This is a genomic window from Alkalibacillus flavidus, assembly GCF_040545925.1.
Lineage (GTDB): Bacteria > Bacillota > Bacilli > Bacillales > Alkalibacillaceae > Alkalibacillus > Alkalibacillus flavidus.
On the sequence record NZ_JBEPMX010000015.1, the window covers coordinates 21,762 to 35,521 of the forward strand.

Here is a 13,760-nt window from a genome sequence, read left to right on the forward strand (position 1 = left end):
AACATATAAGGGGGAATAATGATGGCTGATTTAAAGCGAACGCCTATTTTTCCAGAATACGAAAAATGGGGCGCCAAAACGGTCGATTTTGGCGGATGGGATCTGCCTGTACAATTTTCAGGAATTAAGGAAGAACACCACGCAACACGGGAAAAAGCAGGGTTATTTGATGTCTCTCATATGGGCGAAATTGAAGTAACAGGCGAATCGAGTGAAGCATTTTTACAGAAAATGGTCACAAACAACGTCACGAAACTAAACATCAATCAAGCGCAATATACAGCGATGTGTTATCCAGATGGTGGCACAGTTGATGACTTCTTAGTTTATAAACGTGATGACAATGATTATTTACTCGTTGTTAATGCTGCTAATACGGAAAAAGATTATGACTGGTTGAAAGAGCATCAAATAGATGGTGTTTCGATTGAAAATGTTTCTGATCAGTATGCACAGCTTGCTCTGCAAGGTCCATTAGCTGAATCGATCTTACAAAAGTTAACGGATGACGATTTAAGTGAGATTAAATTTTTCCGTTTTAAAGATGACGTATCCTTTACAGGTGTTAACCATACAGCTATAGTGTCACGCACGGGTTATACGGGTGAAGATGGTTTTGAAATTTATATTGACCAATCATCTGGTCGTGCATTATGGCAAGCAATTATGGAAGCTGGTGAACCTGAGGGGTTACAGCCGATAGGACTAGGCGCACGTGATACGCTCCGTTTTGAAGCGAACTTAGCATTGTACGGTCAGGAGTTATCCAAGGATATTACACCTGTTGAAGCGGGTATAGGATTCGCCGTCAAAGTGAAAACAGAAGATGATTTTATCGGAAAAGATGTTTTGGCTAAACAAAAACAAGATGGACCGGGTCGCCGTTTAGTTGGAGTGGAAATGTTAGATAAAGGCATCCCAAGACACGGTTATGATGTTTTAGTTGGCGATGAGGTGATTGGGTTTGTAACATCAGGCACACAATCGCCAACGTTAGATAAAAATGTCGGTTTGGCGTTAATTGATGTGAACCATGCAGAGGAAGGAAACGTCGTAAGCGTTCAAGTTCGAAAACGTCAACTAGAAGCGAAAATTGTACCAACTCCATTTTATAAAAGAGGATAAGAGGTGAGAAACATGCAACATCGTTATATTCCGATGACAGATGAAGACCGTCAAGCGATGCTTGATACAATTGGCGTTTCATCATCAAATGACTTGTTTGAAGATATTCCAGAAGCAGTTCGATTTACAGGTGAACTAAATGTGAAGCCTGCTAAATCTGAATATGACTTAATGAAAGAAATGACAGGACTGGCGGAACAAAATAGTCATTCGCAGTCCCATACCTCCTTTTTAGGAGCTGGCGTTTACCAACATTATATCCCGTCCATTGTTGATCACGTGATTTCACGTTCAGAGTTTTATACAGCTTATACGCCGTATCAACCTGAAATTTCGCAAGGTGAATTACAAGCGATTTTTGAATTCCAAACGATGATTTGTGAAATGACAGGTATGGAAGTAGCCAACTCGTCCATGTACGATGGCGGTACTGCGTTAGCTGAAGCGGTTAATTTAAGTGCAGGCCAAACGAAAAAGAAAAAAGTGATCGTATCAAAAGCGATTCACCCAGAATCATTAGATGTTATTTACACATATGCGAAAGGGTTTAACTTAGATATTGTGGAAATCGACCATCACAATGGTTTAACGGATTTAGACCAATTAAAATCCGAATTAGATGATGAGACGGCAAGTGTTGTCATGCAATATCCAAACTTTTTTGGTCAGATTGAGCCGTTAGCAGATATTCAAGAAATCGTTAACGATCAACCTAAGACAATGATGATTGTATCAAGTAATCCACTAGCATTAGGTTACTTAACGCCACCAGGGGAATTTGGTGCAGATATTGTCGTTGGAGATGCGCAAGTGTTTGGTATTCCAACGCAGTTCGGTGGTCCACATTGTGGTTATTTTGCGACAACGAAGAAATTAATGCGAAAAGTGCCGGGCCGTTTAGTCGGTCAAACAACTGATGAAGAAGGTCGTCGTGGCTTTGTTTTAACGCTTCAAGCGCGTGAACAACATATTCGTCGTGATAAAGCGACATCCAATATTTGTTCAAACCAAGCGCTTAATGCTTTAGCATCGTCCGTTGCAATGACCGCTTTAGGTAAACAAGGCGTTCGTGAAATGGCTGAGTTGAATATGAAGAAGGCGCGATATGCGAAAAAAGCATTTGAAAAAGCTGGATTCGAAACGTTATACGACGGATCCTTCTTTAATGAATTCATCGTCAAATTAGACCGCCCAGTTCATGAATTGAATGAAGCGTTGTTAGATGAAGGGTTCATTGGAGGTTATGATTTAGGAAGAGATAACGACCAATTAGCTAACCATATGTTAGTTGCTGTTACGGAGGTTCGTTCTAAAGAAGAAATTGATCAATTTGTTGCGAAAGTAGGTGAACTTAATGGCTAATGAACAAGATTTTCCGGTGATTTTTGAGTTGAGTAAAACAGGACGTAAAGGTTATCACTTACCTGAACTTGATGTGGACGATGTTGATTTGGCGGAAGAATTATCTGAGCAGTACGTTCGCCAGGAAAATCCTGATTTACCCGAAGTCAGTGAACTGCAAATCATGCGTCATTATACAGCGTTATCGACCCGCAACCATGGTGTAGATTCTGGTTTTTATCCACTAGGGTCATGTACGATGAAATATAATCCGAAAATAAACGAAGACGTCGCGCGTTTACCAGGATTAAGTTCTATTCATCCGTATCAACCTGAATCGTCTGTACAAGGCGCGCTTGCTTTAATGTATGATTTGCAAACGTCACTCAGCCATATTACAGGCATGGATTATGTGACATTACAATCAGCAGCTGGTGCGCAAGGTGAATGGACTGGGCTCATGATGATTCGTGCTTTTCATGAAGCGAACGGTGATTACAACCGTACGAAAGTTATCGTGCCCGATTCCGCGCATGGTACGAACCCAGCATCTGCAACTGTCGCTGGTTTTGAAGCGGTCACAGTTAAATCGAATGATCAAGGGTTAGTCGATTTGGACGATTTACGTCGCGTCGTCGATGAACAAACGGCAGCGTTAATGTTAACGAACCCGAACACACTCGGATTATTCGAAAAAGATATTATGGAAATGGCTGATATTGTCCACGGGGCTGGTGGTCGTTTGTATTATGATGGCGCGAACTTAAACGCGATCATGGGATACACACGTCCAGGCGACATGGGCTTTGATGTCGTTCACTTGAACTTGCACAAAACATTCACAGGTCCACACGGGGGCGGTGGTCCAGGATCAGGACCAGTTGGTGTTACGAATGAATTAGCCCCGTTTTTACCGAAACCGTTAGTGGCGAAGCAGGATGAACAATATTACTTTGACTATGATCGTCCGCAATCGATTGGGCGGATTAAGCCATATTACGGTAACTTCGGAATTAACGTCCGTGCGTATACGTATATTCGTTCCATGGGACCTGATGGCTTGAAACAGGTTAGTGAAAGCGCCGTACTAAACGCGAATTACATGATGCGCCGTTTAGGTGAAGAATTCGAGCTACCATATAATCAACATTGTAAGCACGAATTTGTTCTATCTGGTAAAAACCAAAAGAAAATGGGTGTTAGAACGCTAGATATGGCCAAACGCCTGCTTGATTTTGGATATCATCCACCAACAATTTATTTCCCACTTAATGTAGAGGAAGCGTTGATGGTTGAACCGACAGAAACGGAATCAAAAGAAACGTTAGATGAATTTATCGAGGCGATGAATCAAATATCGCAAGAAGCGAATGACGATCCAGAAACGGTACAAGAAGCCCCTCATACGACAGTCGTTAGTCGCATGGATGAAACGACAGCGGCACGTAAACCGATTCTCCGTTATTACCGAGAGGAATCATAATAAAACAGCCGAGCGCAATGCCGCTCGGCTGTTTTTAATAGGCTAATTTAATATCCTTTTTTCTTTTGTTTAATTTTACCTGTCCACTTACTGAAGCCGCCTTTAAGTTGATTAAGTCCTGTATACCCTTTTTTACGTAACACATTGGCTGCTCTAGTTGAACGTGAACCTCTCTGGCAATATAAATAAATGGGTTGGTCATCACGAATTTCACCAATTCGCTGTTTCAACTGTGATAAAGGAATATTTCGTGCACCTAAAATATGACCGCGTTCATATTCATTCGGTTCACGAACATCAATCAACTGAGCTTTACGATAGCCTTCTTTAAATTGTTCTTCAGTTAAATTTTTGACATGTTTCTGTTTTTGTACGTTTCGAAATACAAAGAATAAAATGATTACGGCTACCCCGATTAATATAGCGAATAAAACATCCATCATTGTTCCCCTCTTTCTCTTTTTCAGTCCCTTATATATTATAAAAGGCTTTCCGTTATGAAGCAAAGATTTTCTTTTAAGTTATCGGTGTGTAAGAATACCTATTTCTATGGCCTCATTATTTATAGTTATTCAATATTAGTCTTGACTTATTCGATTAATTGTGAATCTGATACTATATATAGACGAAATCGTCAAAATACAACACAATATATTGATTATTTAAGTTGGTTTTGTTAGTCTATGGTTAGGACGTTACCAAAAAGACGTAACGATTAGATTTTACGTGAAGGAGGTCATGAAATGCAAGGTGTAACGGATAAAGGGTTGCAAATTAATGTCGACCAATTAAATGAAGACATTAAGCAATTTCCTAATGTACATCCGGTCACATCGGATATGTCAACGACTCATAAAGGCGTATCCCGGCTTGTTATGTTAGACCGATATGCATTCAAGGACACGGAGAAGAGAACGATTCAAGAAGGAGACTTTGTCGTCTTAACAGTAAAAGACGATCCGAAGTTCCCTGCTCGTGGCACGGGGTTCATTCATGAGTTGAAAGGTGACCGTGCAATGGTACGGGTAGACGATGATTATTTACACGTATTAGACAACGAAGAAGCGAAAGAAACAGGCTTGATTGAGAAGTCATTAAGCGCTATTGATAAACCATTAGAAGTCTATTATGAACAAATTGCTTTACGTAATGCGACGGGCTTAGCAGAGGTTGAAACATCTGAAGAAAAACGACAAGAATGGTTCAATAAATTTTATCACGAATTATCTGAGTTAAATTTTATTCCGGCTGGACGTGTATTATACGGTGCAGGTTCCAACACAGACGTCACGTACTTTAATTGTTATGTGATGCCATTCGTTCAAGACTCAAGAGAAGGAATAAGTGATCACCGTAAACAAGTGATGGAAATTATGTCACGCGGTGGTGGTGTTGGGACGAATGGTTCGACGCTTCGTCCACGCAATGCACTAGCCCGCGGTGTGAACGGCAAATCATCTGGTTCCGTTTCGTGGTTAGATGATATTGCGAAATTGACACACCTTGTCGAGCAAGGCGGCTCGAGACGTGGTAAAATGTTGTGCCTCGTCTAAAAATAAATCTCGTGAATTGCTGGAAACCCCTAAAACCTATTACACGACAACGTAGCTGGTGACGGCAAGCGTGATCGTTCAAAAAGTAGTAGGATGCAACAATGGGCAATCAGCAGCGAAGCATCTTCAGAAATGAAGATGAACGTTCAACGACTATTGAAACTTCCTAAAGCACAAAATATGAGTATAATAAAAGTAATCACGTTAAAGAAGGTGATCTGATGTGTGCTAAGGAAGAAGTAAACCATAATGTACGGAGACGTCCTTATGGGGCGCGAGACAAGGGAGTAAAGAAATAAGTGTAAAATTCTCTTCCTTGAAGATATAGTCTGATCTTACATGAAAGTGTAAGAGGTGGGCAGAAATGACCTACCCCGCTAATTAATAGCGAGTAACAATTATTGGCACAAATGATCATGCTGAATGATTGGCATCCAGATGTGATTGAATTTATTATTTCCAAAATGCAAAACCCACGTATTTTAAGATACTTAATCGAGAACATAGATGACGAAACTATTCAGCAGCAAGCACAAGAAAAGTTAAGTTTTACACCATTATCAAATGATGAAATGCAATTGTATCAGGGAATCGTCAATTATAAGCATATAGAAGGTCACGGTGGTTTTACTGAGAGCAATATTCGTGATGCTGAGCAAAAGATTCGCGACGGTGGGACGTACAGCGTTCACAGTCCAGAATTCTTATCAGGTGCTAACATTTCGGTCTGTATTACAGATGAATTCATGAAAGCTGTTGAGAATGACGATGTTTATGAACTACGTTTTCCTGACGTCGCCAACTATACGGAAGAGGAAATGGCCTATTATAACGACCATTGGAACGACATTGGTGACGTACGTGAGTGGGAACGATTAGGTTTTGCGACGAGAGTTTATAAACAGATTCGCGCGAAAGAGCTGTGGAATCTCATCAACATTTGCGCTACGTATTCAGCAGAGCCTGGCATTTTCTTCATTGATAATGCGAATAATGAAACGAATGCAAGTGCATATGGTCAAAAAGTTGTTGCAACGAATCCTTGTTTCCATCCGAGCACTAGAATTTCAACAGAATATGGCCTCATGACGATTGAAGAACTTTATAAACAACAAGGATCACAGTCGTTTTACACAGCAACGGACAATCGTTTGAAAGAAGAGAAAAAAGTTGTTAACGGTCGTCAATATGAAATTCCAGGGGTAACAATGCGTCGAGCAACCGTATTCCCGACTGGGAAAAAAGAAACAAACGTGATAAACCTTCAAAATGGCATGACGTTAAATGTAACACCTGAACACCGTATCTATACGGATCAAGGTTGGAAAGAAGCACAACATTTAACAGAAGAAGATACAGTTTATATTCAATCAGGAGAAGGCCAATTTGCTAAGCGTGATGAATTATCACATAGCCACGCTCTATTTTTAGGTTGGTTAACTGGCGATGGTTGGTTAGCTAAAGATGGTAGAGCAGGGTTAACGTTTGGTAAAGATGATATGGATATTATTCCACAATTGATGGATGCAGGCGAGGACATTTCTGGCCTACGACCTAAAGTTCATGAAAGAGAAAATGAAACTTTCCAAATGATGTACAATCGTAGGGCTTTTACAGAGCTTCTCGAATCATTAGGCGTTAAGCGTGTACAAGCTTATGAGAAACGAGTGCCAGAAGCGATTTTCACAGCAACAAAAGAGAGTGTCGTGACGTACTTAAGAGCTTTATTTTCAGCTGATGGTACCGTTTATACAACCGATCCATCTCACCGTTCAGCACGTTTAACATCATCTTCTAAACAATTGCTAGAAGATGTACAACTCTTGTTATTAAACTTAGGTGTTCATGGAAAGGTATATGAACGACCGAAACGCAATCAGCAAAACTTCCACTATGTCACAGTTGATGGTGAAGAAAGAACATATGATAGTCGTCCTTTCTTTGAATTGATAATTTCAGGTCGAAACTTATCTGTGTTTAAAGAAGAAGTCGGGTTTTATTATCATACTAAAAAAGAAGAATTATTAGAGGAAGTGCCAGCTCAGCCACGTAAACGTGAATATTTCACAACGTCGGTGAAATCGATTGAACAAGGGGAGCTTGTTACTGTATATGATATCACTGAACCTGAAACACATTCTTTAATTGCCAATGGTGTCGTCGTTCACAATTGCGGAGAACAACCGCTTGCACCTTACAGCGTATGTAATTTAGCAGCTGTTAACTTAGCGGCGATTGCTGACCGTGATTTAAAACAACCTGATTTTGCTAAGTTGAAACAAACGGTTGAGACAGGCGTCCGTATGCAAGATAATGTTATCGATTCAACGCCTTACTTCTTAGATGAAAACCGTGAACAAGCACTCGGTGAGCGTCGTGTCGGCTTAGGTGTGATGGGTCTGCATGATTTACTCATCTATTGTGAAACGGCTTATGGTTCAGAAGAAGGCAATGAATTAGTCGATCAAATTTTTGAAACGATTGCGACGACGGCTTATCGAACATCAATAGAATTGGCTAAAGAAAAGGGAAGTTTCCCGTTCTTAATTGGTGAGACGAAGGAAGAAACGCAAACGCTTCGTGAACGTTTCATTCAAACAGGTTATATGCAAAAGATGCCAGATGATATTAAACAAGGTGTGTTAGATTACGGCATTCGTAATAGTCACTTATTAACCGTTGCGCCGACAGGGTCTACAGGTACGATGGTTGGCGTTTCGACTGGTTTAGAGCCTTATTTCTCCTTCACGTATTATCGAAGTGGACGTTTAGGTAAGTTTATTGAAGTGAAAGCAGATATTGCACAAGACTACTTCAAAGACAAACCAGAAGCGGATCAAGACCAACTACCTAATTGGTTTGTGACAGCGATGGATTTATCACCTGAAGCACATGCTGATACACAATGTGTCATACAACGTTGGGTAGATAGTTCGATATCGAAAACGGTGAATGCGCCGAAAGGTTACCGTGTCGACCAAGTTGAACAAGTCTATCAACGCCTTTATAACGGTGGTGCTAAAGGTGGGACAGTTTATGTAGATGGTAGTCGTGATTCCCAAGTACTGACGTTAAAAGCGGAGGAAAGCGATTATTCTGAGCAAACGGAATTATTCGAAGACGAAGATCAACAAAAAGTCGTTTTAATGGACACCGTGCAAGAATTAGACAAAACGAACGTCACTGTCGGCTCTGAAGTCGGTGACACATGTCCTGTCTGTAGACAAGGTCATATTGTAGACGTTGGTGGTTGTAACACATGTACCAATTGTGGTGCTCAATTAAAATGTGGTTTATAAAAAATAAGCATTAGGCAAAGATATTGCCTAATGCTTATTTTTTATTCCCTTTAATAACGGTTAGGTGCGACTGTCGGCGTTGTTTTTTAATCGGCGTTGGTTTGTTGATATGTTGGTTGTATCCCATGTTCTTATCGACATTGCCGTATTTTTTCTTCGACTGTTTAACAGCTTTACGATAAGCAGAGGACGTTTTTGACCCAAATCGAAATCGTTTCAACACAAAATAAAGAATACCACCAATGACAACGGCTAAGCCGATTGTCGTTAACATACTTTCAACAAAACTCAACGGATTTACGATCAACTGTCCTAATAAACCAATCACGGCTAACCCGATGATGATATATAACAATAGATAGCGTTTCGTTGGCATCGTCTATCCCTCACTTTACACGACTAGTAATTTGTTAATCTATTATAACACGATGCACATCAGTTTATACATGATGAGTCTTTAAAATGGTTGATGGTTGATGCATGAACCTGCTTAAAGGCGGTTAAACTGAAGATTAAGGAGGTTGTGCTAGTGAAACAGAAACGATCTGTGTTACGAAATAGTATCATAACAGGTTTTGTAGGTGGTGTGATCTTCAGTTTACTCAACTCATTTACATACGCGTTGAAGTTTACGGATGTGTCACATGCTTCTTTTATTGTGCGATCTTTTTTTCAAGGGTCTTGGACATCGACGTGGTGGATTGAAATCATAAATGCTTTTATGATCGGGTTATTAGCTGTTATTCCAGCTATCGTGTATTATCTCACTCTGAAACAGTTAAGAGGGATGATGCCAGGATTTTTATATGGTATTGTGTTATGGGGACTCATTTTTTGGCTGGCGAACCCATTGTTTGAAACTGTTCCTTCGTTGGGGTCGCTGAATTCTGAAACCATCGTAACGACGTTATGTCAATTCGTTTTATACGGTGTCTTTGTCGGTTACACCTTATCGTATGAATCTCACGATGAACGTATCGCAAGAAAAGTGTGACAAAACAAGGGCTAAGTATGATAAACTAAAGTTGGATATGGAATTAAAGGGGAATGATGTCATGCCAACATGGTTGTTACTAAATGGGCCTAATCTTAATATGTTGGGACAGCGTGATCGATCTCAGTATGGATCTGAAACATTACCTGAAATTGAAGCGATGGTTCAGTCAATTGCAGAGGCGAATGGGATAACACTAGCCAAGTGCCAATCTAATCATGAAGGTGTTTTGATCGACTGGCTACAACAAGGGCAACAGTATGACGGTATTATTTTTAATCCGGGTGGCTATAGTCATACAAGTATTGCGATTCGCGATGCGATTGCGTCTATTGATACACCTGTGATTGAAGTTCACTTATCGAACATACATAATCGAGAGTCATTCCGACATCATTCATATGTTTCAGCCGTTGCATCTGGACAAATTGTAGGGTTAGGTGCTTTAAGTTATAAACTAGCTGCGTACGCGCTATTAGAAAAAATGTAAAAAAGGGGAGAGTTGCAGTGGAAACATTAAATCGATTAAGAGATAAAATGCGAGAACAAGATTTGGATGGATTACTCATTACAAATGGTCAAAACCGCCGATATATGACAGGTTTTACTGGCACGGCAGGTGTTGTACTCGTATCGCTTGAACAAGCTGTCTTTATTACAGATTTCCGCTATACGATTCAGGCGAAAGAACAAGTTGTCGGATATGAACTAGTTGAACATTCTGGCCCTATCCACTCAGAAGTTGCAAATCAAGTGAAACAACTTGGCATCGATCGACTAGGGTTTGAAAAGAATGATGTTACATATCATACGTACGATGTTTACAACCAAGCATTAGAAGCTGAATTCGTACCTGTAGAAGGACTAGTGGAAAAGTTACGTCTCTACAAAACAGAATCTGAAATTCAGATTTTACGAGAAGCAGCTCAAATTGCAGATGCAGCATTTGATTATATTCAAACCATCATCAAACCAGGTGTTCGTGAAATCGATGTATCGAATGAACTCGAATTTTTCATGCGTAAACAAGGTGCTGTGTCGTCTTCATTTGACATTATTGTCGCATCAGGATATCGTGCCGCTCTTCCACATGGTGTTGCATCAGACAAAGAAATTCATTCAGGTGAACTAGTTACATTAGACTTTGGTGCCCTGTATAAAGGGTATTGTTCTGACATGACGCGGACAGTAGCAGTGGGTCCAATTAGTGATGAGTTGAAGTCGATCTACAATACAGTTTTAGAAGCGCAAAAACGTGGTATGGATGGATTGAAAGCAGGTATTACTGGAAAAGAAGCCGATGCGTTAACACGAGATTATATTAAAGAACAAGGCTATGGAGAATACTTCGGTCACTCAACTGGCCATGGTTTAGGAATGGATGTTCATGAGGCGCCTTCACTATCGTTCCGTAATGAAAACGCGCTTGAACCAGGCATGGTTGTCACTGTAGAGCCGGGTATTTATGTCCCGAATGTGGGTGGCTGTCGTATTGAAGATGATGCAGTCATCACTGAGAATGGTCATGAACGTTTAACATTCTCGACGAAAGAACTTATTACACTGTAATTGATACGAGGAGGATTTATATATGATTTCAGTAAACGATTTTAAGACAGGGTTAACAATCGAACTAGAAGGAAAGATATGGCAAGTAATTGAATTCCAACACGTCAAACCTGGTAAAGGTTCAGCCTTTGTCCGCTCTAAATTACGTAATTTAGAAAATGGTAACATTCAAGAAAAAACATTCCGCGCAGGTGAAAAAGTAAATAAAGCACACTTAGAACGTCGTCCAATGCAGTATTTGTATGAATCTGGTGAAAACCATACCTTTATGGATACAGAAACATTTGATCAAATTGAAATTCCTGGCGAAAATATGCAACGTGAGCTTAACTTCTTAACGGAAGGGACTCAAGTCCATGTTTTAATTTACGAAGGGGATACAATTGGCATTGAGTTACCGAATAACGTTGAACTAGAAGTGGTTGAAACTGAACCTGGTGTTAAAGGTGATACAGCTTCTGGTGGTACGAAACCTGCGACGCTTGAAACGGGTTATACTGTGCAAGTTCCGTTTTTCATTGATAAAGGTGAAAAACTCGTAATTAGCACTGGTGAAGGAAAATACGTTTCACGCGCTTAAGTATGATTAATCAACCAACCCGGCAGATTTTTTCTGTCGGGTTTTTTATGTTCTTCTCTAAATGACGCTCCTCATATTATTCACTCTATGTAACATATAACCTCCATACGGCTCATATAGTAGTGTTAAACGAAGGGAGGTTATTTGATGGATCGAGTGATTGCCTCATATTTACCGACTTCACTATATTCTTTAATGAGTAACCAATTTTCGCAAGAAGACTTAAACGATTTAGAGGAAATAAGGTTACGTGTTGGCCATCCTGCACAACTTATCTTCACTCAACGCCATTCGTTTGTTGACGGTTTTACATTTCAAGCGACGGATGCTGAGACCTTGTTAGCACGAATTAGCGATTTTTCCATTTATCGATTAGAAGAAGAATTAAAAAACGGCTATATTACAGTGCGAGGTGGTCACCGCATTGGTATTAGTGGACAAGTGACGGTCGAAGGAAGTAAAGTCCAAGCGATTACGCATGTCTCATCATTTAATATACGATTAGCATCTGAGCACCGTGGTGCAGCGCGGCAATTGTTACCCTATCTAGTTGATCGTCATGTACACAATACATTATTGATCGGCCCACCTAAAAGTGGAAAAACGACTGTATTACGCGATGCGATTCGATTGATTAGTGATGGGACAGATCAGATCAATCCCTCACGTGTATCACTCATCGATGAACGTTCGGAAATCGCCGCATCATTCCAAGGCATTCCTCAACATGATGTCGGACAAATGACGGATGTGATGAGTGATTGTCCTAAAGCGGATGGCATGATGATGATGGTCCGTTCAATGTCACCTGAAGTATTGGCTGTTGACGAAATCGGGCGACACGAGGATGTCGATAGTTTGATGGAAGCTGTGTATACAGGGGTGCAGCTGTTGTGCAGCGTTCACGGATTTTCACTAGCTGATATTGAAAAACGCCCACAGCTACGCCCGTTAATCGAACAAGCTGTGTTTGATCGTTATATCATCTTAAGTCATTCACCTAAGCCAGGCAGTATAAGTGCTGTTTATAATCGCAACCGCGAGCCAATAACAACAGCTTTAAGGGGACAAGCTTATGAAATGGATCGGAGCCCTTCTCATTCTGTTAACGTGCACATGGGTCGGACTTGATATTGCTAATTATTACAGAAAACGTCCGAGACAACTACGTGATCTGTTACAAGCATTACAAATCATGGAGGCTGAAATTGTTTATGCCAAACAGCCCATCCATTTGATTTTTCAATATATATCGACGCAACTACCGTATCCAGTCGGGTTCATTTTTCAAACATTAGCCGATAGATGTGACGAACCGCAACAATCATTAGATGCCTTATGGACAGAAGTCATTTGTCATCAATGGCATTTCACAGCCATGAAAGAAAAAGAACGCAATATTATGGTGCAATTCGGCCAGTCACTTGGACGTCACAATGTCGAGCAACAGCAAAAACAAATACAGCTCGCACGCGTTCATTTACAACACGAGTTAGAAGATGCGTTAGAAGAAGATAAACGCTTTTCCAATATGTACCGAATACTCGGGGTGTTATCAGGTTTGTTGTTTGTATTAATTCTGATTTGAAGGAGCATATATGATGTTCGACGTTTTATTATTGTTCCAAGTAGCAGGCATAGGCATTATTGTAGCGATGCTAAGCGCCTTGCTCAAACAAATGGGTAAAGACGATTTATCTCAATGGGTGACATTGATTGGTTTCATTATTGTACTCGTCATTGTGATTGATTATTTATCACAATTGTTCCAACAAATTCGTTCAGTCTTTTTATTCCAAATACTAATGTAGGGGTT

The 13,760-nt window shown here is 40.3% G+C and carries 13 protein-coding genes and 1 pseudogene; 12 read left to right on the forward strand and 2 right to left on the reverse strand.

Annotation, left to right across the window (positions count from 1 at the left end; translation table 11 throughout):
- The first annotated feature begins 21 nt into the window (after positions 1 to 21).
- The 3 genes from gcvT to gcvPB are packed head-to-tail and all read left to right on the forward strand — an operon-like array spanning position 22 to position 3,949.
- The gene (gene gcvT, locus ABID56_RS11910) at positions 22 to 1,125 is read left to right on the forward strand and encodes a glycine cleavage system aminomethyltransferase GcvT (RefSeq protein WP_354221505.1); all 1,104 of its coding nucleotides are present in this window, start codon (positions 22 to 24) and stop codon (positions 1,123 to 1,125) included.
- 12 nt (positions 1,126 to 1,137) lie between these two features.
- Positions 1,138 to 2,487, forward strand: coding sequence for an aminomethyl-transferring glycine dehydrogenase subunit GcvPA (gcvPA, locus tag ABID56_RS11915; protein ID WP_354221507.1), 1,350 nt, complete (start codon positions 1,138 to 1,140; stop codon positions 2,485 to 2,487).
- Positions 2,480 to 3,949 carry an aminomethyl-transferring glycine dehydrogenase subunit GcvPB gene (gene gcvPB, locus ABID56_RS11920; protein ID WP_354221509.1) on the forward strand — a complete coding sequence of 490 codons (1,470 nt, stop codon included), beginning with the start codon at positions 2,480 to 2,482 and terminating at the stop codon, positions 3,947 to 3,949. Before gcvPA ends, gcvPB begins: the two co-directional genes overlap by 8 nt.
- A gap of 47 nt (positions 3,950 to 3,996) precedes the next feature.
- On the opposite strand, the gene ABID56_RS11925 is transcribed toward gcvPB, so the two are convergent.
- Positions 3,997 to 4,389 (reverse strand): rhodanese-like domain-containing protein, encoded by a 393-nt coding sequence (locus ABID56_RS11925; RefSeq protein WP_354221573.1) that lies wholly within the window; start codon positions 4,387 to 4,389, stop codon positions 3,997 to 3,999.
- A gap of 303 nt (positions 4,390 to 4,692) precedes the next feature.
- Here ABID56_RS11925 and ABID56_RS11930 point away from each other — a divergent pair.
- Positions 4,693 to 5,499 (forward strand): annotated as a pseudogene (locus ABID56_RS11930) (ribonucleotide reductase barrel domain-containing protein); the annotation flags it as partial.
- Positions 5,500 to 5,903: 404 nt separating this feature from the next.
- The gene (locus ABID56_RS11935) at positions 5,904 to 8,801 is read left to right on the forward strand and encodes a ribonucleotide reductase barrel domain-containing protein (protein WP_354221511.1); all 2,898 of its coding nucleotides are present in this window, start codon (positions 5,904 to 5,906) and stop codon (positions 8,799 to 8,801) included.
- A 34-nt stretch (positions 8,802 to 8,835) separates the two neighbouring features.
- Here ABID56_RS11935 and ABID56_RS11940 read toward each other — a convergent pair whose 3' ends face one another.
- Positions 8,836 to 9,177 carry an SA1362 family protein gene (locus ABID56_RS11940; protein WP_354221513.1) on the reverse strand — a complete coding sequence of 114 codons (342 nt, stop codon included), beginning with the start codon at positions 9,175 to 9,177 and terminating at the stop codon, positions 8,836 to 8,838.
- A 153-nt stretch (positions 9,178 to 9,330) separates the two neighbouring features.
- Here ABID56_RS11940 and ABID56_RS11945 point away from each other — a divergent pair, with 153 nt between their 5' ends.
- The 7 genes from ABID56_RS11945 to spoIIIAC all read left to right on the forward strand — a co-directional run bounded on the left by ABID56_RS11945 (position 9,331) and on the right by spoIIIAC (position 13,755).
- Positions 9,331 to 9,795, forward strand: a complete 465-nt coding sequence (locus ABID56_RS11945) for a YqhR family membrane protein (protein ID WP_354221515.1) — start codon at positions 9,331 to 9,333, stop codon at positions 9,793 to 9,795.
- A 61-nt stretch (positions 9,796 to 9,856) separates the two neighbouring features.
- Positions 9,857 to 10,285, forward strand: coding sequence for a type II 3-dehydroquinate dehydratase (gene aroQ / locus ABID56_RS11950; RefSeq protein WP_354221517.1), 429 nt, complete (start codon positions 9,857 to 9,859; stop codon positions 10,283 to 10,285).
- A gap of 17 nt (positions 10,286 to 10,302) precedes the next feature.
- Positions 10,303 to 11,364: a M24 family metallopeptidase gene (locus ABID56_RS11955; protein ID WP_354221519.1), complete on the forward strand. Its 1,062-nt coding sequence runs from the start codon at positions 10,303 to 10,305 to the stop codon at positions 11,362 to 11,364.
- Positions 11,365 to 11,386: 22 nt separating this feature from the next.
- Positions 11,387 to 11,944, forward strand: a complete 558-nt coding sequence (gene efp / locus ABID56_RS11960; protein WP_354221521.1) for an elongation factor P — start codon at positions 11,387 to 11,389, stop codon at positions 11,942 to 11,944.
- Positions 11,945 to 12,091: 147 nt separating this feature from the next.
- Complete coding sequence (gene spoIIIAA / locus ABID56_RS11965) at positions 12,092 to 13,075, forward strand: stage III sporulation protein AA (RefSeq protein ID WP_354221523.1); 984 nt, start codon at positions 12,092 to 12,094, stop codon at positions 13,073 to 13,075.
- Positions 13,020 to 13,532: a stage III sporulation protein SpoIIIAB gene (spoIIIAB, locus tag ABID56_RS11970; RefSeq protein ID WP_354221525.1), complete on the forward strand. Its 513-nt coding sequence runs from the start codon at positions 13,020 to 13,022 to the stop codon at positions 13,530 to 13,532. Before spoIIIAA ends, spoIIIAB begins: the two co-directional genes overlap by 56 nt.
- A 10-nt stretch (positions 13,533 to 13,542) precedes the next feature.
- A complete protein-coding gene (spoIIIAC, locus tag ABID56_RS11975; protein WP_354221527.1) occupies positions 13,543 to 13,755 on the forward strand; it encodes a stage III sporulation protein AC in 213 nt (70 codons plus the stop codon).
- Positions 13,756 to 13,760: the final 5 nt, after the last annotated feature.

Coding starts and splice junctions, on each gene's coding strand:
- gcvT (WP_354221505.1), top strand. CDS start 22: ATGGCTGATTTAAAGCGAACGCCTATTTTTCCAGAATACGAAAAATGG.
- gcvPA (WP_354221507.1), top strand. CDS start 1,138: ATGCAACATCGTTATATTCCGATGACAGATGAAGACCGTCAAGCGATG.
- gcvPB (WP_354221509.1), top strand. CDS start 2,480: ATGGCTAATGAACAAGATTTTCCGGTGATTTTTGAGTTGAGTAAAACA.
- ABID56_RS11925 (WP_354221573.1), bottom strand. CDS start 4,389: ATGGATGTTTTATTCGCTATATTAATCGGGGTAGCCGTAATCATTTTA.
- ABID56_RS11940 (WP_354221513.1), bottom strand. CDS start 9,177: ATGCCAACGAAACGCTATCTATTGTTATATATCATCATCGGGTTAGCC.
- aroQ (WP_354221517.1), top strand. CDS start 9,857: ATGCCAACATGGTTGTTACTAAATGGGCCTAATCTTAATATGTTGGGA.
- efp (WP_354221521.1), top strand. CDS start 11,387: ATGATTTCAGTAAACGATTTTAAGACAGGGTTAACAATCGAACTAGAA.
- spoIIIAA (WP_354221523.1), top strand. CDS start 12,092: ATGGATCGAGTGATTGCCTCATATTTACCGACTTCACTATATTCTTTA.
- spoIIIAB (WP_354221525.1), top strand. CDS start 13,020: ATGAAATGGATCGGAGCCCTTCTCATTCTGTTAACGTGCACATGGGTC.
- spoIIIAC (WP_354221527.1), top strand. CDS start 13,543: ATGATGTTCGACGTTTTATTATTGTTCCAAGTAGCAGGCATAGGCATT.